Raw genomic sequence first — 20785 nt, 5'->3', positions numbered from 1 at the left:
TTTATTTGTCGTAAATATCGTCGAAGATTGCACCGTCAGCGAAGAATTTAGCTTGGGCCTTGTTCCAGCCGCCGAATGCTTGAATGTTCGTCAGTTCAACTTTAGAAAATTTCTTCGTATATTCGGCTGCAATCTTCAGGTTTGTAGGACGATAGAAGTTTTGAGCGACGATCCGCTGTCCTGCTTCGGTGTACAAGTAGTCGATGTACGCTTTGGCCACATCGCGTGTACCGTGCTTTTCTACGTTTTTGTTCACGACAGCAACCGGAGGCTCAGCCAAAATACTGTAAGAAGGCGTTACGATTTGAAAATCTTTGCCATGCTCCTTGAGTGCAAGGAAAGCTTCATTCTCCCAAGCCAGCAGCACATCGCCAATGCCGCGTTTTACAAAGGTTGTTGTTGAACCACGTGCACCGGAGTCAAGAACAGGTACATTTTTGAACAGTTTCGTAACGAAATCTGCCGCTTTGGCTTCACTATGGCTGTTTTGTTTCAAGGCATAGGCCCATGCAGCCAGGAAATTCCAGCGTGCGCCGCCGCTTGTCTTCGGATTCGGGGTAATTACGGATACATCTTTCTTAATGAGATCGTTCCAGTCTTTAATTTTCTTAGGGTTGCCCTTGCGAACGAGGAAGACGATCGTCGAAGTGTAGGGAGAACTGTTGTGGGCGAAGCGCTTCTCCCAGCCGTCATTGATGAGACCGGTTTTCTCGATGGCATTAATGTCATAAGCAAGTGCCAGCGTTACCACATCCGCACCCAATCCGTCAATAACAGCCCGAGCTTGTGCGCCTGAACCGCCATGCGATTGTTTAATCGTTACCTTCTGGTTCGCTTTCAGCTTCCAATAAGCAGCGAATGCTTTGTTGTACTGCTCATACAGCTCGCGAGTAGGATCGTAAGATACGTTTAGGAGCTCGATATCCGGCTTCTTAGGCTTCACTGGGGCTGCCGCAAATGCATTCGTTCCCAGTGACAATACCAAAGTCAAAATAGTAAAACCGATTAATAATTTTCTCTTCATTCTCAATCTCTCCCCTAAAATATGATATGTACGGACCCTAAGCAGACCTGACCGGTTATGTATAAAAAAGGAGGCCCCGAATGAAGCATGCTGCAAGCTGCATGGCTTTATCATTCGGGGCCTCCAGTGGTCCGGTCGACTCAATGGAATCATCATAAACCGACAATACCAACCTGTCAACTATGAATTATTTTTTCGTGAAAAATCGGCAGCTCATTGTATCACCTCAATTAATGGTATAAGAAGAATTTATCAAATCAATCAGATAAATGAAAAAACTGGTTGACAAGGGAGCGTGTCCGTTGCTATTATTCAATCATAAACCAACTAAACAGGTAGGATTAATTTTGTTTACCAACCGATCTTATCGGAGTAGACGACATTTCTTTATATCTGTAACTAAATGAAATAGGGGTGCTTTTACATGACAAACATGAAAAAGAAAAAACGTTTTCCGCTGCTCGCACTAATCGCCTTTATCGTAACCGCCATTGCTTTAGCCGGCTGCGGCAGCAATAGCAGCAGCTCGAACGGCAGCACGAACACGGGTAACGCAGCTGCCGATAATACGAAAGATGACGCTGCAGGTAATGATGCAGCAAAACCAAAAGAAAAATTGGAACTGCTTAACGTCTCTTATGATCCGACCCGCGAGCTGTATGAAGCTTACAATAAATTGTTCGCTGACTACTGGAAGAAGGAGAAAAATCAAGAAGTTGAAATCAAACAGTCCCATGCCGGATCGGGCGCCCAATCCCGTGCTGTTATTGACGGCTTGAAGGCAGATGTTGTAACGCTTGCCCTTGGTTATGATATCGATGCAATTGCAGACAAAGGCTTCATCAACAAAGACTGGCAGCAAAAGTTTGACAATAACAGTTCACCGTACACATCGACCATCGTGTTTCTAGTGCGTAAAGGTAATCCGAAGGGTATTAAAGACTGGGGTGATCTGGTAAAACCAGGAGTGCAGGTTATTACACCAAACCCTAAAACAAGCGGCGGCGCACGTTGGAACTATCTTGCGGCTTGGGGCTATGCACTCAGCAAAAATGCCGGGAATGAAGACAAAGCCAAAGAATTCGTAGGGCAGCTGTTCAAAAACGTTCCGGTGCTGGATACAGGTGCACGCGGATCCACAACGACCTTCGTAGAAAAAGGAATCGGCGATGTGCTCTTAGCCTGGGAGAATGAAGCTCTGCTGTCTGTGAAGGAACTGGGGCCGGATAAATTCGATATCGTGTACCCATCCATCAGTATTTTGGCTGAGCCGCCGGTAGCGGTCGTTGATAAGAATGTTGATAAAGACGGCAACCGTGAAGCAGCAGAAGCCTATCTTGATTTCCTGTACACCGAAGAAGCTCAGAAAGTAATCGCTCAGAACTTTTACCGTCCTCAGCTGCAGTCTGTAGCCGAGCAGTTCAAGGATCAATTCCCGGACATTAAATTGCTTAACATTACCGATGATTTTGGCGGATGGGCTGAAGCTCAGAAGAAACATTTTTCCGATGGCGGCGTCTTTGATCAAATCTACACGCCGGGCTCATAATGCGAACAGAACGGGGAGCTGACTTCACATGAAAGGTTCCACATTACCGATTAACGCAAAGACTAAGCCGCGCAGCATACTGCCAGGGTTTGGCATATCGCTCGGATTTACGATCTTTTACTTATGCATCATTGTTTTGATTCCGCTGGCTGGCGTGTTTATCAAAACCTCCGGCCTCAGCTGGGATCAGTTTTGGCACACTGTCACGAATGCACGTGTCGTCGCATCCTACCGAATCAGCTTCATAACCGCTTTTGCCGCTGCGATTGTAAACCTTGTATTCGGCTTAATCATTGCATGGGTGCTCGTCAGATACCGGTTTCCGGGAAAGAAGCTGATCGATAGTTTAGTAGACCTGCCGTTTGCTTTGCCAACTGCTGTAGCGGGCATTGCCTTGACAGCGATCTACGCACCGAACGGCTGGATCGGCTCGAGGCTTGAGCCGCTTGGCATCAAGGTTGCCTTCACTCCGCTGGGAATTACAATCGCACTTATTTTTATCGGTTTACCATTCGTCGTACGCACGGTACAGCCTGTCCTGCAGGACCTCGAGAAGGACACGGAGGAAGCGGCTGTCATGCTTGGTGCTTTCCGCTGGCGGACCTTCCGCAGAATCATTCTTCCAGAGCTTATTCCGCCATTGCTGACAGGGTTTGCTTTGGCATTTGCAAGAGGAATCGGCGAGTATGGCTCGGTCGTATTTATCTCCGGTAACATGCCCATGAAGACGGAAATCGCACCGCTGCTTATTATGACGAAGCTTGAGCAGTATGATTACAAGGGAGCAACAGCTATCGCGCTTGTCATGCTCGTTGCCTCGTTCCTGTTGTTACTTCTTATAAATTACTTACAATGGCGCTCGAACCGCCGCGTTGTAACGGGATAGGGGGCAAGATTACATGGCAGGAGCAATTACAACTCATCTATCCGAAAAAGCAGCGCAGCGTCCAAAGCATATTACGGAATCGGGAGCGGTACGCTGGATTCTCATCAGTATCGCACTTCTTTTTCTAGCTTTAGTCGTTCTTCTCCCACTGCTGTCCGTTTTCATTGAAGCCTTCAAGAAAGGCACGGAGGTGTACATTGCATCGATTACAGATCCAGATGCACTGTCAGCACTGAAGCTGACTTTACTTACGGCACTGGTTGCCGTTCCGCTTAACACGGTATTTGGTGTGGCAGCCGCTTGGGCCATCAGTAAGTTTGCTTTCCGCGGCAAAAACGTACTGATCACGCTGATTGATTTGCCTTTTGCGGTATCGCCTGTTATCTCAGGTATGATCTTTATCCTGCTCTTTGGAGCTCAAGGCTTCTTCGGGCCTTGGCTGTCTGATCATGATATTCAGATTGTATTCGCCTTACCGGGTATCGTACTGGCTACAACCTTTGTTACGTTTCCCTTTGTTGCCCGCGAGCTGATTCCTCTTATGCAGGCGCAGGGTGTACAGGAGGAAGAAGCGGCGGCAAGCTTAGGCGCGAAGGGCTGGCAAATTTTTTGGCGGGTCACGCTGCCTAACATCAAATGGGGTCTCTTGTACGGAATCATCCTTTGTAATGCCAGAGCGATGGGCGAGTTCGGAGCGGTGTCTGTTGTATCCGGTCATATCCGGGGAGAGACTAATACGCTGCCGCTGCATATTGAAATTTTGTACAATGAATATCAATTCTCCGCTGCCTTTGCAGTTGCGTCGCTGCTTGTTCTCCTTGCGCTTTTGACACTTATCATTAAGAGCTTTATTGAATGGAAAACCGCACAACGGGATCCGGAGGGGGGCGCTCAAGATGCACATTGAGGTTCGCAGCGTATCAAAGTCATTTGGCAATCATCAGGCCGTTTCAGATGTCAGCTTCTCTATTAATCGGGGTAAACTGATTGGACTTCTAGGTCCAAGCGGTGGAGGGAAATCGACTCTTTTGCGTATATTAGCCGGTCTGGAGTCGCCGGATAAGGGCGATATCTATATCAATGGGAAACGGGTGAATGACATCGCCCCCCAGCATCGCGGTATTGGCTTTGTATTTCAAAACTATGCTTTGTTCAAACATATGAATGTCTTTGATAATATCGCTTTCGGTTTGACCATACGCAAAGCGGGTAAAGCTCAAATCAAAGAACGCGTCAATGAGCTTCTTGATCTTACAGGCCTTCGCGGGTTTGAGCACCGCTATCCGCATGAGCTGTCCGGGGGTCAAAGACAGCGTGTTGCCTTCGCCAGAGCGCTTGCTCCGAAGCCGGACCTCCTGCTTCTCGACGAGCCTTTCGCGGCCATCGATGCAAAGGTCCGTAAGGAGCTGCGCACTTGGCTGAAGCAGCTGATCAGCACCATCGGCATCACCTCCATCTTCGTCACCCATGACCAGGATGAAGCAGTCGAAGTAGCCGATGAAATGCTGATTGTACAGCAGGGCAAGCTGGAGCAGCAGGGCTCGCCTGTCTCGATTTATACGGATCCTCAGACCGCTTTTGTTGCAGGGTTCATCGGGCATTCAAACTTAGTGGAACAGCCCGGCCTGTTAAGGGGATTTGAACAGACACAGGTTCTAAGCGGAGCAAGGGCATTGATCCGTCCGGAATTCGTCGAAGTCGGACGGGAGCGGGAGCTTGCATTTCCATCTGCCGCCGAGAAAGGCCGCGTGCGCCATGTTTTCTTCCGGGGTGCTCACCTGGAGCTAGACGTTCAGGTTGGCAATAACCGGCTCTCGGCTCATCGATCGTTGGATCAAGAGCCGCTGCAGCCAGGCGAAGAAGTATCCGTTCTGATTCACCGTTTGTATGTCATCTCAGAGGATTCAGCCACCATGGTGGAAAATCCGCTTAAAGTCGACCCGACACCTGTCCATATTTAGCCATAGGCATGGCTGAAGAATTTCTTATTCCTATTAGGAGGGGTTATTGATGGCAAAACCAATCGTACTCGATCAAGAATGGCTGGAACGAATTGCAACACAGGTGGATGGTCTTGAATATGGATCGGTGTTGATTACCATTCATGACGGCCGCGTCGTCCAGATCGATCGAACCGAGCGTAAACGTTTTGATGCTGCTGCCTCCAAGCAGCAGAGCCAATCTCACAATGGCGGCGATAAGCTGAAAGCCGTTAATAATGGCTAAGAAAACAGGGTTAGAATTGCAGGTAATGAAATGGCGACGGCTTCTCATCATTCAATGAGAGGGGGCCGTCATTTTTTATTTGTAAAATGGAGAATGGGTGATATTCGCGGACGGCGAGAAGAAAAAGACGATCGAAATTCCAATCCTGAACGATACACTGCGGGAATACAACGAATCGTTTGAAGTCCATTTAAGTGCTATTTACCCTCTCAATGGAAGGGTTTCGACCAAAGTGGTCATCTATGATAAGGATCATCTGAAATAAACCTAACGTTCAAGAATAGACGATGCGGCTTGATACTGTTCAAGCTGCATCGTCTTTATTTAGGGAATGCCTTCATTAATCCATTTCGATCGATTTCCTATCCTTCGCTGAGAATCGTCCGGTTAACCGTTTGTTTGAGCTTTTCTTCTGGCGGTTGCTGATGCTTTGTTCCTTGCGGGCTTGATGGGCGAGCTCACGGCCAGTTTTCTTATAGTTTCCTAAACGCCTGGCATCCAAGGTTCCTTCCTCTATCGCTTGCTTAATGGCGCATCCATCCTCTGCATCATGCGTGCAGTCACGGAACCGGCAAAGCGCTGCAATTTCTTCGATGTCTGCGAAAGCTTCCTGCCTGCCGATGCTTGATTCCCATAATTGAAGCTCACGCATACCGGGCGTATCCATCATCACGGCGCCGCATGGGAGCGGGAAGAGCTCCCGATGTGTGGTTGTATGCCGGCCTCTGGCATCCTGTTCTCGAATTCCCTGCACCTGCTGTAAATTGTCGCCTGCAAGCCAGTTCAGCAGCGTCGATTTGCCGACACCGGATGATCCGGTTACAGCTAACGTCCGGCCAGGCAGCATATAAGGCTCAAGAGCCTCCTTGCCTTCATCCTGCAGAGCGCTGACGGCGTGAACGGCTGCACCGGGTGCAGCCGCGGCAACAGCAGCAATGCGGCTCCCGGTATCCTCGCACAGATCTGCTTTAGTCAGCAGCACGACAGGGGTTGCGCCGCTTTCCCAGGCGGTAATGAGATACCGCTCGATCTTACGAACGTTAAAATCATCATTCAGGGCATTGACGATAAACAGCGTATCCAAATTTGCGCCGATTACCTGTTCCTCTGGAACGGATCCGGCTGCCTTGCGGATCATTGCGGAACGTCTGGGCAGTACAGCATGAATAATCGCCCTCGCCTCACCTGGTAGCGGTTGAACAGCCACCCAGTCGCCGACACCGGGGTAATCGCTTCTTGCAAGGGCATGAAACTGAAATTTGCCGCTTACTTCGGCGGCTGATTCGCCATCTGGAGTGATGATTCGGTATTGATTCGTAAATTGAGCGATGATCCGTGCGGGGACGAGGCCGCTTTGAATCATCTCTTCTTTCAGACATGACGCCCAATAATCGTTCCAGCCGTATTGCTGCAATCGTTCGGATTGATTGCTGTTCATATTCATTAGATTCAAATGGGTAGCTCCTTAAACTAATTTGTTTTTTGTATACATGACAGGTCTTAGAGCATCCTTCAGCTCATGCTGAAAGACAAAAAAGCACAGGAGAGGAGCTCCTGCGCTTACAAATCGAAAAAGCCGCAAGAAACCAAATGCGGTCTCTTACGGCTCTTAAAGGTATGGCTAAAGGTAGCATGCGTAAACGGGCGAAGAACAATTTGCGCCGTGACGATACCTTTTAGCTAGAAGGCCTTAATCCGAAGAGACTGCTGCATATGCAATTGATGGATGTCGTTCGCTCTGAAATTTGCCATTTACATCAGCCTCCTTAAATAAGATATTTTGTATTGTATGCCAACTGGCAGCGGGTTGTCAATGGTTACCATGTTTGTTGATAGATAGGATGTAAAAAGGCTCCGCCCGGTTATCATGCCGGTCGAAGCCTTATTGGAACAATCGTCTTGCTAGGAGATAACAAATTTAATGATCACCGCTGCGGCGAAAATAACGGTGAGAACACCGAAAAATCCACCAAAGCCGATTGCTACATCCATTAAGTCGTCGCGAGGTTCTTCGTTCAGATGCTCGCGCGGGTCTCTAACATTTTCCATAGCTTAAGTTCCTCCTCGAAAACAACGAATGCTTCCCCTAGTATACCCAAACTTCAGAATAATTGTAAAGCCGCAGGTCGTGACAATTGTGAGGCGAAACGGGTTCAAATACAGCAATTTGCGAGAGCGCCATAACGCATGCCGTCCCTTTGCTGTGCTACAATAGAAGTTATAATAATCTGGGAGGGGAACCAGGGTGGAGAACGACCAACAGGAACTTTCTGCCGCGCAGCAGCGTTCAGCGGCTGACCATATTCGCAGGAAGCTGGCATTATTGCCGGATCAATCCGGCTGTTATTTAATGAAAAATGCAGAAGGCGCCATCATTTATGTCGGCAAGGCCAAAGTGCTTAAGAACCGGGTTCGTTCGTACTTTAACGGCAGTCATAACGGAAAGACGCAGCGTCTTGTATCCGAGATACGGGACTTCGAATATATCGTGACCGGCAGCAATATGGAGGCGCTCATTCTTGAGTGCAACTTGATTAAACAGTATCATCCGAGATACAACGTACTGCTCAAAGACGATAAAACCTTTCCCTATATTAAAATTACAAGCGATAAACATCCGAAGCTTGAGGTTACCCGCCGAATTGTGAAGGATAAAGGAAAATATTTTGGCCCCTATCCGAACGCTTATGCAGCTCAGGAGACGAAGAAGCTGCTTGACCGTCTGTATCCGCTTCGCAAATGCAATACGCTTCCTGATAAAGTGTGCCTCTACTACCACCTGGGTCAATGTGTCGCTCCATGCGAATACGACATCCCTGCAGGAACATATGAGAACATGATTCAAGAAATCACGAAGTTTCTGAACGGCGGGCATGACGAGGTGAAGAAGACGCTGCAGGGCAAAATGGCGGCTGCAGCAGAAGCGCTGGAGTTCGAGCGGGCCAAGGAACTCCGAGATCAGCTCATCGCAATCGATGCCGTTATGGAGAAGCAGAAGATTACAATAAATGATGCCATGGATCGGGATGTATTCGGCTACTATACCGAAAAAGGCTGGATGTGCGTGCAAATTCTCTACATGCGTCATGGCAAAATGATCGAGCGCCGCGCCACGATGTTTCCTTACTACGGCGAAGCATATGAAGACTTCATGACGTTCGTCACCCAGTATTACAGCGATAACCCGGCGCTTCCCAAAGAAATACTGCTTCCGATACCTCCGGAGGAAGCGATCGCTTTGGAGATCGAGACAAACGCTTCATTACCGCCCGCTCTCATAGAGAGCGAGAGTGAGCTGAAAGAGGCTGTTGAGGCGGAAGCTGCCGCCGTGCTTGAAGACGAACTAGACAGCGATGAGGTGCTGCCTGGCTCCGCAGCGGATGAAGTGCGCTCATCCTTGCAGAAGTGGCTGAAAGTAAAGGTGTTCATGCCGCGTCGGGGCCGGAAACGGAATATCGTTCAAATGGCTGTCGATAACGCCAAAGTTACCCTTGATGAGAAATTCAAGCTCATCGAACGGAATGAGGAGCGGACGTCCAAGGCTGCCGAAGGACTTGCCGAAGCGCTTGGTCTGCCTGAAGTCCGGCGAATTGAGGCATTCGATAACTCCAATATTCAAGGGACTAATCCGGTATCGGCAATGGTCGTGTTTACGGACGGGAAACCCGATAAGAATGAGTACCGCAAATATAAGGTGAAGACGGTTCAGGGACCGGATGACTACGAGACGATGCGCGAGGTTATACGCCGCCGTTACGAGCGTGTGCTGAAGGAGGGTCTGCAGCTGCCGGATATTATCGTTGTCGATGGAGGCCGGGGGCAGATTTCGGCAGCTCTTGATGTACTCGAGAACGAACTTGGATTATTCGTGCCTGTTTGCGGACTGGTCAAGGATGCGAAGCATAAAACAGCGCAGCTGATGAGCGGCGATCCGCCGGAAATCATTCCGCTTGGCCGTGACAGTCAAGAGTTCTACCTGCTGCAGCGGATTCAAGACGAGGTCCACCGCTTTGCGATTTCCTTCCACCGTGAGCAGCGCGGCAAGTCAATGGTCGCTTCACAGCTTGATGCCATTCCAGGCATCGGGGAGAAACGCAGAAAGCTGCTGCTCAAGCATTTTGGCTCCATTAAAAAAATAAAAGAAGCCGGAATTGAAGATTTCCGGCCCCTGTCGATCGGCGAGAAGCTCGCCGCGCAAATATTAGAAGCATTGAGGGAGGAACCGTAACCTGCGGTTTCTCCTTTTTCTTGTGACGGTAAATCGGCTTAGACGGCCCGTTCCCTTCGTGGAAATTTACAGCTGAACCAACGAATGATCCAAGCAATCGGAATCGGAAGCAGAATGTATACGATGCCGAGGAGAATATTGCCGGCCGTGCCCATAAACATCAGAGAGATGGCCATCATAATGCTGTCAAAGACAGCATGGGCGAACACGACCGCGATGAAACCGAAACGGATAAACATGAAGCTGAAGATAAGGCCGATAATCGTCAGTTCAAGCAGGCGCGTTGTAGACGGGAAGATCGGATAAGTAACATGACCGAGCGCCCAGATGATCGTTGGAATCAGAGAGGCGACGAAAGTGTTCTTGAACCATTTTTTCATCAGTCCGATACCGAACAAGCGGTAAACCGCTTCTTCCGAGATTGCCGCACACCAAGCCATTAACGGGAAGATCCAAGGCGCAGCTAAGTTGTAAGGCGACTGGCTGACATCGCTGGTCGACCATGCCCCGGTTGCCTGCATCAAAATAATGAAAATGACGGTTTGCAGCCCAAGCAGCATAAACGCGATCAAATAGCCGAGCCACATACTGCGCCAGACATGATCGCCATATCCTGTCTCCCCGAATCTAGGCCAGAGATTGGCTCCCATGGAACGCCATAAGCCATCGCCGCCGACAAGGGAGAAATATACCGAAATGGCGAGTACACCGGTAATGACCAATGTGATGATAAGAGCAAATAACGCTTGAGCGGAAGAGTTCGTATTCTCACCGTAGGTCGCAAGAAGTCCATCCATCATGTTAAAGTCATTGACCAGATAAATGGCGAGAAAGAGCAGAGACAGAACAATCCCGCGGACGAAGGAAGTATGTCTCCGATATTGAGCTGCATAAATGATGGCCAGTACAAACAGTGCGAATGAAAGCAAAGAATTTCCGATCAGCGAGAGCCAAGAAGCCAGCTTCTTCTGTTGATTCACATAGGACTCGTAGCTGGCTGGAACGGTGAATTGAGGCTTATATTCCGTAATGATGAAGCTTCCGCCGGTCAGTTTCTCGCTTCTCATCTTCAGGACCAGCTGTGATTGGCCCAAGCTGTACCCTTTAACATGAAACAGCAGCTCACTGCCGGCTGCTTTGACGAGCTCCAGCTCGCTCTTCTTGAAGCCTTTGGATACGGCAAAAGCAATTGCAGCCGCACTTGCTTCCTCTTTCTTTACTGGTTCTGCAGCCGCAGCTTCTCCTAATTTATTCCAACTGACAACATTTCCTTGCTGCATATGAACATACATGAATAATTCTGAGCCGTCCGGCATATCGGCAAGCACTTGAAACGTATCGATGGGGAAGGCTTTGTCGAATTTCTTCTCATAGGAAGAATTGAGCTTCTCCTTCGATAAGTAGCCAAACAGCAGACTGTCCGATTGATGAATGGCATGCACACTAAGTGGCCGTTCTTTGAACTGAAGTTTGGCAAAATCCAGGGCCGCCTGCTCGGCTGAGCTCTTGGAGATGACCGGGTCGCTGCTCGTACCGAAGAAGGATTCCGCGGTCGAGGGAACGATTTGAATCAGGACATAGATAATTGCGCCAATTGCCGCTAACCAGGAGTAATTTCTCCAGTTAGGCTGGATTCGATTTAGCTTCATGAATGCACCTCTGTTTATGGTATACAAGCAATTGAACACATATAACTACCTTATCATAGTTGTTCCGAAATTATCCATGCGATTGCTTTCATTCTCGATTTAGGAGAGAGGTAAACGGGCAAGAAAGCCAGCAAGCAATTGATTAAGGACAAGGATTGCGCAATTTTGGCGTAATTCGGTTCATTATCTGGAAAATCGCCGTTTGGCGTTTCCGGGCTTCCCATATATAATGTGAACAATTGCATATTAAGCCGAATTTCAAAGTGAAAACGGGGGAACCATATTGCTGCTGGATGCGAAGGCATACTGTCTACTCGCATAAAACCTGCAGCACGGGGTGAATTTCTCAAGTTAGCGCATCATTCTTGCGAATAGGGCCGCCTGTCCGGGCCCGAATCCGTCAGCTAACCTCGTAGGCTTCATGGAACAGGACTCATCGCATCAGCATTGGGCTTCCAGTGCTTTTTTTTGTGCGCGTAAAGCTTTGTCAGAGGGGTGGAAGTGTTAGTAATGAAGTCGTTTTTTAATGTATCCAAATGGTCACCGCCCCGTATTCTCGTCACTGGTTTTGCACTTATCATTCTAGTCGGAGGCTTGCTGCTTTCTATGCCCTTCGCATCGGCGGCTGGAGAATTTACACCATACATTGATGCCGTATTCACCGCAACAACAGCAACCTGTGTGACAGGGCTGGTTACTGTAGATACAGGAAGCCATTGGTCTGTACCAGGACAAGTTATTATCATGACGCTCATACAGCTGGGCGGACTCGGCTTTATGACGATGTCGACCTTGTTCGCAATTGTGCTGCGGAAGCGGATCTCACTTCGAGAACGGTTAATCCTGCAGGAAGCCATGAATCAGACCAGCATGGAGGGTATTGTCCGCCTGATTAGGAAGGTTATCCTGTACTCGCTCACCATTGAGTTTGTTGGAGGCGTCTTGTTCGCGATTCGCTGGTCCTTTGATATGCCGCTTGGCAAAGCCATCTATTTCGGGATGTTCCATGCCGTTTCCTTCTTCAATAATGCGGGTATTGATCTGTTTGGCCAGTTTGGCGTTCCTTATATTAGCTTGACCCAATATGTGAATGACCCACTCGTGAATATAGTGACAATGCTGCTAATCATTACCGGGGGTATCGGCTTTATCGTAATGGCCGACATCATGGAGTACCGAACAAATAAACGGTTATCGCTTCATTCGAAGGTCGTCCTGTCCATGACGGGTACGTTGATTGCAGTCGGAACGGTAGTTATCTTTGTTTTTGAGTTTTCCAACAGTAAGACACTGGGATCGCTGGATTGGGGCGGTAAGATATTAGCTTCGTTCTTTCAATCCGTTACCCCGAGAACGGCGGGCGCTAATACGCTTGACCTCGCATCGCTCAGGCAGGCTACCCAATTCTTCACGATTATTCTGATGTTCATCGGGGCATCGCCAGGTTCAACCGGGGGCGGTATTAAGACAACGACCTTCACGGTGCTGATCGGTGCAGTAGTTGCCATGATGAGGGGAAAAGAGGACATCGTCCTATTCAGATACCGTCTTGCACGCGAGCGGATTTTCAAGGCGCTGACGATCACGATGCTGTCGCTTTCACTCGTCATATTCGTCACCATGGTGCTGTCGACGACAGAGGATAAAGCCTTTATAAAGATTTTGTTTGAAACGACATCGGCTTTCGGTACGGTTGGATTAACCTTAGGCATTACGCCTGAGTTATCACTTATAGGTAAAATTCTTATTTCACTTACGATGTTTGCCGGACGGCTTGGCCCTCTGACGCTTGCTTATGCGCTTGGGCCCCGCACAGAAAAGGAATTGTACCGGCATCCTGAGGGGAAAATTACGATTGGATAGGGGAAACGAAGCGGGATGAAGAGCAGTCAGTTTGTTATTATCGGTTTGGGTCGGTTTGGCTCAAGTCTGGCAAGGGAATTAACCAAGCTTGGGTATGAGGTGCTTGGCGTCGATAAAGACGAGGAAGCCGTTCAAGAAATGAGTCAGGTGCTGACGCATGCCGTTGTCGCGGAGTGTACGGATGAGGAAGTTCTTCGTTCCTTAGGCGTTCGAAATTTCGATTGCGGTGTTGTTGCCATCGGTGATGATATTCAAGCGAGTATCCTAACGACTATTCTGTTAAAGGATCTGGGCGTTAAGCAGGTGGTGGCCAAAGCCATGACTGAGCTTCATGGGCGCGTGCTTGAGAAAATTGGTGTTGATCGGGTTGTCTATCCGGAGCGGGATATGGGAATTCGTGTTGCTCATCAGCTTGTTTCTCCGAATTTGCTCGATTATATTGAGCTGTCTAAGGACTATACCATTGCGGAGCTGGCTGTTCCAAAATGCTTGAACGGAATATCCTTGAAGGAATTAAATCCTCGCGCACGCTTCGGCTGCAGCATTGTAGCGATTAATAAAGCTAAAGGTGTTATCATCGCACCTGAGGCTACCGATGTGCTCGCAGAGAAAGACGTCATGGTCGTCATAGGTACGAATCAGCAGATCGAACATTTCGAGGAGTCGGTAATCCGCTAACCGCGGGTGCCGGCTCCTTCTTAAGATTGAGGGTGTAAGCTAGGCATGGAAAACACGACAACGGAACTCATTCAGCATTTAATGCTGCTCTTGCTTGTCATTGTGTCGACCGGCATGATCGTTGGAACCATTGCGAAGAAGCTGCGTTTGCCGGACGTTGCATTATTCATCATTGCAGGCATGATTATCGGGCAGGGATTTCATTGGATTAACGAATCGAGCACCTCCTTGACCAATCAGTTCATTCTCGTTGCGGGCTCAGCGATTATTCTGTTTGACGGCGGACGCAACATCCGGCTGCATGGGCTTAAGCAGGTCGGCTGGACGGTTGGACTGCTCAGCGTGCCGGGCGTTCTCATTACCGTTGGTGTTGTTGGCGCAGTCATTCACTACCTGTTCGGGATCGATTGGTTGTATGCTTTGCTGGCTGCTGCGGTTATCGCTTCAACGGATCCAGCTTCGATTATTCCCGTGTTTCGTCAAGTCCGAATCCGTGAACGGGTCCGTGAAACGGTAGAGAGTGAATCGGCGTTTAATGATGCAACAGGCTCAATTCTGACCTTTGCTCTGCTGGGGGCTGCCACAGGTAAGTCTTCGCTGGATGCCGGCGTGATCACGCTGGATTTTCTGAAAACAGCCTTAGGCGGAATTGGGGTCGGGTTAGGGGTCGGGTTTGCCGTGGTTTACTTGGTTTCGCATATTCGTTTTGGCGTGCTGCGTGATTACACAACCATTGCGATGATCGGAACAGCTATCGGCTCCTATCTGCTTGGTGACCTGCTGCATGTCAGCGGGTTTATGGCTACCTTCGTGGCTGGTTTAATTTGGGGCAACTCCGGTTCATTTGGCTTACATATGCATGGTAAGCATGAAGAAATGTCACATTTCTCCGATAATATGACCGTTATGATGCGGATGCTGATTTTCATCCTGCTTGGAAGCCAGGTTGATTTCGGTCTGCTGGCCGATTATTGGTGGCAGAGCTTACTAGCCGTACTTGTGCTTATGGTTATTGCAAGGCCGCTGACGGTATTTGCTTCAGCGCTGCCGGATGTGAAATCGCGATGGTCACTGAAGGAAATGGCCTTCATGATGTGGGTTCGCGAAACAGGCGTCATTCCGGCAGCCCTATCCGGAATGCTGGCAGGGATGGGCGTCAAGCATGCGGATATAATCGCTTCGGTCACCTTTATGGCGATTATGCTGACGATCTTGTTACAGGCGAGCACAACCGCTTGGATGGCCCGCAAGCTCGGGATGGTATTGGATACGAAAAATGGCAAACAATAAAGGACAGGACCGCTTCATGCGGTCTCTGTCCTTTCTGCTGTTATGGCAGCGAATGCGGTAAAGCAGAAGTACGGAAAGAAGGCTCTTTGCGAGTCGCAGCAGCGGCCGCATCTGCCAAGGATGCTTTGCCATTGCGCGGAGCTGGCGATAGGCAAGCGGAGCTTAATCCCTCTGCCCAGCGGAGCTTAAAAGCGGCAGCGCGTGCTGGCAGGCTGAATCCGCGAAGCTGGGATGAAGAGGGCCTGGTGCAGGTAAGAAGGATTCGGTTGGAGAGCGGCAGCGATCGCCTTTGAACCCCGGGAATACACCACTAGGAGTATAATCAAAATTCCCGGGTTCAACAGCGTGGGAAAGTGATCCTTCGACCAGCACCGTAGGCCGCTTCTTCATCCCAGCGGAGCGTCCGCACCGCCACCGCCGCCGCGTTTATAATGCGTAGCGATTTCGTCAATCCACAGCCTGACAGCCGGACTCAAGCTGTCTGTGTCGGCATGGATAAGAGATGTGGTCCGTTTGGATTCAACAAGCTCGCGAATGGGAATAACGGTAAGGTCGTTATCTGCGATCATTTCCGGCCTCAAATAGGATTTGGGCAGCAGTGTTCCGGCGCGGCAGGTATGAAGCAGCCTGAGAATCGCTTCGAATGAATCGATTTCCATCCGCACATCGGGAAGCAGCTGATAGTTGTCGAACAATTCATCCGTTAAGATGCGATACCAGGTTCCTTTGGAGAAGAGGATCATCGGCATGCCGTCGAGATCTCCGATGACCGGCACTCCTTTATCCATGACAAAATGGTTCCGGGGCAGAACGAGTACGAGATGATCGTCGAACAGCGGCACACAATGAAGCGAGGGATCGTCAATTCGGGAGGCCACGATGCCAAGGTCAGCTTTGTGGTCACGGACGAGCGTCACGATTTCATGGGTTTTACCGGTGATCGCTTTTATATCAAGCTCAGGACTTCGTTTGGTCAGAGCTTGGATAAGATCTGGAAGTGTCGTCTGCAGCGTGGTAAGGCTCGCTCCAATGGTAAGGGACGAGCGGCCGGCACTCTTGTAGTCCGCGACCATCTTCAAATATCGCAGATGCTGCTGCCGTGCTTCGACAGCGTACTCGTAAGTAAGCTGGCCGATACGGGTCAGCTCCAGACGTTTGCCGATTCGGCGGAACAGCAGGGCGCCGAGCTCCTGCTCCAGCTTGGCAATTTTGCGGGAGAGAGCGGGCTGGGACAAATTCAATGTCGCGGAAGCCTTATTCATGCTGGATTGCTCCACCACAATGGCAAATACATTCAATTCTTCAAGCATGTGTATCTCCTTCGCGGCTTATTGATTACATATGCAAAATAGTTATAACCTTTAATGAATAATAGGCAATTCCATTATAAGCACAAAAGGAGTATGATGTGAAGTGTGACCAATATGTGTCAAGCTTATATATTGACGCCCATAGGGGCTGGCGGTACAATGGAGAATGGTTTTGGCGAAGTTTGGCGAATGTAATTCCACAGTTTGGAAAGGAGAACGCACAAGTTATGAAAGGAAATTCGTATTTATCGCGCAAGATCCACTCTCTGCTAGGAGTAATCCCGCTCGGCTTGTTCATTATTGAGCACATGCTGACGAACTACTCTGCATATGAGGGCGGAGCGCAGGGGTTCAAGGATAGCATTAATACCCTGAATGATCTCCCACTGGTCTTTTTCCTTGAGCTTTTCGGCATATGGCTGCCGCTATTGTTCCATGGCGTTTATGGCCTTTATGTCGCGTACCAATCGAACCTGAACACCGGACGCTTCCAATATGGCCGGAACTGGGCATTTGCGCTTCAGCGGATTTCGGGTGTTATCACGTTCATTTTCGTTTTCTGGCATCTGTACCAAACACGCTTTCAAGTGTTGATCGGCGAAGTTAAGCATGAAGACCTAGGCAACCTGATGCACGATATCTCGACAAACGGGTTCTACTTTGTGCTCTATATCATCGGTGTTATAGCAGCTACATTCCACTTCAGCAACGGGATGTGGGCATTTCTTGTGAGCTGGGGAATCACGGTTGGTCCTCGCGCTCAGAAAATTTCTTCCTTTATATGGATAGGCGTATTCGTCATCGTAGCGGCTTTGTTCCTTCTGTCGCTAGGGGCGTTCCGCGGTGATGAGTTTGGAGAAGCGGCATCAGCAGCGCTGCAATTGACGAATCTCGTTTAGGCATTAGGACAAGGAGCGAATCGACATGGCTAAAAATAAAATAATCGTCATTGGCGGCGGCCTCGCCGGTCTAATGGCTACAATTAAAGCAGCAGAAGCGGGCATGCACGTTGATTTATTTTCACTTGTACCCGTTAAACGGTCACACTCCGTTTGTGCGCAGGGCGGCATCAACGGTGCGGTTAATACAAAGGGTGAAGGCGACTCCACCTGGGAGCATTTTGACGATACCGTTTACGGCGGCGATTTTCTGGCGAACCAGCCGCCGGTCAAAGCGATGTGTGATGCTGCACCAGGCATCATCCATCTCATGGACCGGATGGGCGTTATGTTCAACCGGACACCTGAGGGCTTGCTCGACTTCCGCCGTTTCGGCGGAACCCAATACCACCGTACTGCATTTGCCGGCGCGACAACAGGCCAACAATTGCTCTATGCACTGGACGAGCAAGTACGCCGCTGGGAAACAGCGGGTCTCGTAACCAAATACGAACACTGGGAGTTCCTTGGAGCGGTACTTGATGACGATGGCGTATGCCGCGGCGTATCCGCCCAAGATCTTCGGACGATGGAAGTTCATACTGTTGCCGGAGATGCGGTTATTTTGGCATCAGGCGGTCCCGGTATTATTTTCGGCAAAACAACCAACTCTGTTATCAATACAGGTACTGCAGCGAGCGCTGTCTATCAGCAGGGTGTTGATTATGCAAACGGTGAGTTCATTCAAATTCACCCGACTGCAATTCCGGGCGATGACAAGCTTCGCTTAATGTCGGAATCCGCACGCGGTGAAGGCGGCCGGATCTGGACGTATAAAGACGGCAAACCTTGGTACTTCCTTGAAGAGAAATATCCGGCATACGGCAACCTTGTTCCCCGTGACATCGCAACCCGTGAGATTTTTCATGTCTGCGTAGACGAGAAGCTCGGTGTTAATGGCGAGAACATGGTTTATCTTGATCTATCCCACAAGGATCCGAAGGAGCTGGATGTTAAGCTCGGCGGAATCATCGAGATTTATGAGAAATTCATGGGCGATGATCCGCGTAAAATTCCGATGAAAATTTTCCCGGCAGTCCATTATTCCATGGGCGGAATGTGGGTCGACTTCAACCAAATGACGAACATCCCTGGATTGTTCGCGTGCGGTGAATGCGAATATCAATATCACGGTGCGAACCGCCTTGGCGCAAACTCGCTGTTATCGGCTATTTACGGCGGTATGATTACGGGGCCGAAAGCTGTTGAATACATTAAAGGCCTTAAGAAATCGGCTGAGGATATTTCCTCCTCGGTGTATGATCGCGAGAAAAAACGTCAAACCGATAAATATGAGAGCATCATCAAGATGGATGGCACAGAGAACGCATATGTGCTTCACAAAGAGCTTGGCGAATGGATGACCAACAACATGACCGTTGTTCGCTTCAATAAGAAGCTGGAAGAAACCATCGCGAAGATCAAAGAACTCAAACAGCGTTACCGCAATATCAACATCAATGATACTGCTCGCTGGAATAACGCTTCTGTAGCTTTCACCCGTCAGCTCTGGAACATGATGGAGCTCTCCGAAGCGATGACGCTTGGCGCTTTGCTTCGTAACGAGAGCCGCGGCGCGCATTACAAACCGGAATTCCCGGATCGTATTGATGAGGAGTTCTTAAAAACAACGAAAGCGAAATGGACGGCTGAAGGCCCGCAAATTTCGTATGAAGACGTGGATACATCGCTTATCAAGCCGCGTAAACGCGACTATTCGAAGGAAAAGTAGAAAGGAGAATAAACGATGGCGGAAACGGCAGTTGCAGCAAAAACAGTAAAGCTGATTATCACGCGTCAAGATGCCCCGGACGCTCAGTCCTATACGGAAACGTTCGAAATTCCATACCGTCCGAACATGAACGTGATCGGTGCGCTGATGGAAATTCAGCGTAATCCGAAGAAGCAGGACGGAGACAAGACAGCTCCGGTATGTTGGGAATCCAACTGTCTGGAAGAAGTTTGCGGAGCCTGCTCCATGGTGATCAACGGCAAGCCGCGTCAGGCCTGCAGTGCACTGATCGATAAGCTCGAACAGCCGATCCGGCTTCAGCCGATGAGCACATTCCCAGTGGTCCGTGACCTTGTTATCAATCGCGAGAGAATGTTTAACGCACTCAAACGCGTTAAAGCTTGGATTCCGATCGATGGCACCTATGATCTTGGTCCTGGGCCCCGGATGGCTGAGACGAAGCGTCAGTGGGCGTACGAGCTGTCTAAATGCATGACATGCGGCGTATGCTTGGAAGCTTGTCCGAATGTTAATGACCGGAACAGCTTCATCGGTCCGGCGGCGATCTCGCAGGTTCGGTTGTTCAATGCTCACCCTACGGGTGAAATGAATGAGGCGGAGCGTCTGGAAACCCTGATGGAGGATGGCGGTATCGAAGGCTGCGGCAACTCGCAGAACTGCGTACGCTCATGTCCGAAGGGCATTCCGCTTACGACTTCCATCGCAGCGATCAACAAAGATACAACCAAGCATTTATTCAAGAAATGGCTCGGCATGTAGTCTGGTGCCCTGAGCGTTTTACCCACACGCGAAGCGTTTATTTAACGCTCGCGTGTGTTTTTTTTCGACTAAAGCATAAAAAGGCGTCAGGACGTATTTCTCGTCCTGCGCCTTATTATTATCTATTTCCTAAAAGTGGAAAAGCTGCCCTTCTTGATAGCAGCAGCTTCTTAACACCAATCCTCGCCCCAATCTTGAATCGATTGAATAACGGGCTCTAATCCCCGCCCCTTGGCGGTTAACTCATATTCAATGCGAACCGGCATTTCCGGATAAACGTTTCGTTTAATAATTTGGAACTGCTCGAGTTCTTTCATCCGGTCGGTCAGCATTTTATCGCTCATTTCCGGAATCTGTTCCTTCACTTCTTTGAACCGTTTTGGCCCGCCAAGCAGAACACGTACGATCATGCCCGTCCATTTCTTGCCGAGTAACTCCGTTGCGCATTCGTATTTTGGGCACATTTTGGAATAGTCCACCGCAATCACCCCTCTTTCACTTCTTCCATTGTAGCACAAGGTGTTTTAAAAAAGGAGTGTTTAATCGACAGAACACCCAAAGAACTTAAAATAAATTATTAACTTCAGTAAAGTTAGCAGCATAATTTACGTATTTTATGCAAAAAGCATAGT

General features: G+C 49.3%; 20 protein-coding genes and 1 riboswitch. Of the genes, 14 read left to right on the top strand and 6 right to left on the bottom strand.

From position 1 onward, the window contains the following. Position 1: 1 nt before the first annotated feature. On the bottom strand, positions 2-1024 hold the full coding sequence (locus tag ACFPYJ_RS25540) for a sulfate ABC transporter substrate-binding protein (RefSeq protein ID WP_379191055.1): 1023 nt from the start codon (positions 1022-1024) through the stop codon (positions 2-4). A 433-nt stretch (positions 1025-1457) separates the two neighbouring features. Here ACFPYJ_RS25540 and ACFPYJ_RS25535 point away from each other — a divergent pair, with 433 nt between their 5' ends. From ACFPYJ_RS25535 to ACFPYJ_RS25510, 6 genes are all read left to right on the top strand, one after another. Further along, on the top strand, positions 1458-2573 hold the full coding sequence (locus ACFPYJ_RS25535) for a sulfate ABC transporter substrate-binding protein (protein WP_379191109.1): 1116 nt from the start codon (positions 1458-1460) through the stop codon (positions 2571-2573). A 28-nt stretch (positions 2574-2601) separates the two neighbouring features. Then, complete coding sequence (gene cysT, locus ACFPYJ_RS25530) at positions 2602-3459, top strand: sulfate ABC transporter permease subunit CysT (RefSeq protein WP_379191054.1); 858 nt, start codon at positions 2602-2604, stop codon at positions 3457-3459. 13 nt (positions 3460-3472) lie between these two features. After that, complete coding sequence (gene cysW, locus ACFPYJ_RS25525) at positions 3473-4366, top strand: sulfate ABC transporter permease subunit CysW (RefSeq protein WP_379191053.1); 894 nt, start codon at positions 3473-3475, stop codon at positions 4364-4366. Further along, positions 4356-5420, top strand: a complete 1065-nt coding sequence (locus ACFPYJ_RS25520) for an ABC transporter ATP-binding protein (RefSeq protein ID WP_379191052.1) — start codon at positions 4356-4358, stop codon at positions 5418-5420. The genes cysW and ACFPYJ_RS25520 overlap by 11 nt, the downstream gene beginning before the upstream one ends. Positions 5421-5469: 49 nt before the next feature. Continuing rightward, positions 5470-5685: a YezD family protein gene (locus ACFPYJ_RS25515; protein ID WP_379191051.1), complete on the top strand. Its 216-nt coding sequence runs from the start codon at positions 5470-5472 to the stop codon at positions 5683-5685. A gap of 97 nt (positions 5686-5782) precedes the next feature. After that, entirely contained in the window at positions 5783-5950 is a 168-nt protein-coding gene (locus ACFPYJ_RS25510) for a hypothetical protein (protein WP_379191050.1), read from the top strand. 75 nt (positions 5951-6025) lie between these two features. Here ACFPYJ_RS25510 and rsgA read toward each other — a convergent pair whose 3' ends face one another. Continuing rightward, positions 6026-7129, bottom strand: a complete 1104-nt coding sequence (gene rsgA / locus ACFPYJ_RS25505; protein ID WP_379191108.1) for a ribosome small subunit-dependent GTPase A — start codon at positions 7127-7129, stop codon at positions 6026-6028. A gap of 458 nt (positions 7130-7587) precedes the next feature. Next, positions 7588-7734: a YqzM family protein gene (locus tag ACFPYJ_RS25500; RefSeq protein ID WP_379191049.1), complete on the bottom strand. Its 147-nt coding sequence runs from the start codon at positions 7732-7734 to the stop codon at positions 7588-7590. A 196-nt stretch (positions 7735-7930) separates the two neighbouring features. Between ACFPYJ_RS25500 and uvrC the strand changes: the two genes are divergently transcribed. Then, positions 7931-9913 (top strand): excinuclease ABC subunit UvrC, encoded by a 1983-nt coding sequence (uvrC, locus tag ACFPYJ_RS25495; protein WP_379191048.1) that lies wholly within the window; start codon positions 7931-7933, stop codon positions 9911-9913. A gap of 38 nt (positions 9914-9951) precedes the next feature. Here the strand turns inward: uvrC and ACFPYJ_RS25490 are convergent, their stop codons facing one another. Beyond that, the gene (locus ACFPYJ_RS25490; RefSeq protein ID WP_379191047.1) at positions 9952-11562 is read right to left on the bottom strand and encodes a CPBP family intramembrane glutamic endopeptidase; all 1611 of its coding nucleotides are present in this window, start codon (positions 11560-11562) and stop codon (positions 9952-9954) included. Between the two features lie 239 nt (positions 11563-11801). Continuing rightward, a riboswitch (cyclic di-AMP (ydaO/yuaA leader) is annotated at positions 11802-11996 on the top strand. A gap of 76 nt (positions 11997-12072) precedes the next feature. Between ACFPYJ_RS25490 and ACFPYJ_RS25485 the strand changes: the two genes are divergently transcribed. From ACFPYJ_RS25485 to ACFPYJ_RS25470, 4 genes are all read left to right on the top strand, one after another. Beyond that, positions 12073-13425, top strand: coding sequence for a TrkH family potassium uptake protein (locus ACFPYJ_RS25485; protein WP_379191046.1), 1353 nt, complete (start codon positions 12073-12075; stop codon positions 13423-13425). 15 nt (positions 13426-13440) lie between these two features. Next, positions 13441-14103 carry a potassium channel family protein gene (locus ACFPYJ_RS25480; protein WP_379191045.1) on the top strand — a complete coding sequence of 221 codons (663 nt, stop codon included), beginning with the start codon at positions 13441-13443 and terminating at the stop codon, positions 14101-14103. 45 nt (positions 14104-14148) lie between these two features. Then, the gene (locus ACFPYJ_RS25475; RefSeq protein WP_379191044.1) at positions 14149-15393 is read left to right on the top strand and encodes a cation:proton antiporter; all 1245 of its coding nucleotides are present in this window, start codon (positions 14149-14151) and stop codon (positions 15391-15393) included. An 86-nt stretch (positions 15394-15479) separates the two neighbouring features. Beyond that, positions 15480-15686: a hypothetical protein gene (locus ACFPYJ_RS25470; RefSeq protein ID WP_379191043.1), complete on the top strand. Its 207-nt coding sequence runs from the start codon at positions 15480-15482 to the stop codon at positions 15684-15686. 93 nt (positions 15687-15779) lie between these two features. Here ACFPYJ_RS25470 and ACFPYJ_RS25465 read toward each other — a convergent pair whose 3' ends face one another. Further along, positions 15780-16703, bottom strand: coding sequence for a LysR family transcriptional regulator (locus ACFPYJ_RS25465; RefSeq protein WP_379191042.1), 924 nt, complete (start codon positions 16701-16703; stop codon positions 15780-15782). A gap of 227 nt (positions 16704-16930) precedes the next feature. Here ACFPYJ_RS25465 and ACFPYJ_RS25460 point away from each other — a divergent pair, with 227 nt between their 5' ends. From ACFPYJ_RS25460 to sdhB, 3 genes are read left to right on the top strand one after another with little or no spacing between them, the layout of a single operon-like run. Then, complete coding sequence (locus ACFPYJ_RS25460; RefSeq protein ID WP_379191041.1) at positions 16931-17602, top strand: succinate dehydrogenase cytochrome b558 subunit; 672 nt, start codon at positions 16931-16933, stop codon at positions 17600-17602. 25 nt (positions 17603-17627) lie between these two features. Then, a complete protein-coding gene (sdhA, locus tag ACFPYJ_RS25455; RefSeq protein WP_379191040.1) occupies positions 17628-19373 on the top strand; it encodes a succinate dehydrogenase flavoprotein subunit in 1746 nt (581 codons plus the stop codon). A gap of 15 nt (positions 19374-19388) precedes the next feature. Further along, on the top strand, positions 19389-20153 hold the full coding sequence (gene sdhB, locus ACFPYJ_RS25450; protein WP_379191039.1) for a succinate dehydrogenase iron-sulfur subunit: 765 nt from the start codon (positions 19389-19391) through the stop codon (positions 20151-20153). Positions 20154-20323: 170 nt separating this feature from the next. Here sdhB and ACFPYJ_RS25445 read toward each other — a convergent pair whose 3' ends face one another. After that, positions 20324-20632, bottom strand: a complete 309-nt coding sequence (locus ACFPYJ_RS25445) for a winged helix-turn-helix transcriptional regulator (protein ID WP_379191038.1) — start codon at positions 20630-20632, stop codon at positions 20324-20326. Positions 20633-20785: the final 153 nt, after the last annotated feature.

Source organism: Paenibacillus solisilvae (assembly GCF_042656405.1).
GTDB classification, from domain to species: domain Bacteria; phylum Bacillota; class Bacilli; order Paenibacillales; family Paenibacillaceae; genus Paenibacillus_Z; species Paenibacillus_Z solisilvae.
The sequence above is the reverse complement of the archived record's forward strand: the minus strand, read 5'-3'. Positions and strand labels throughout refer to the sequence as shown.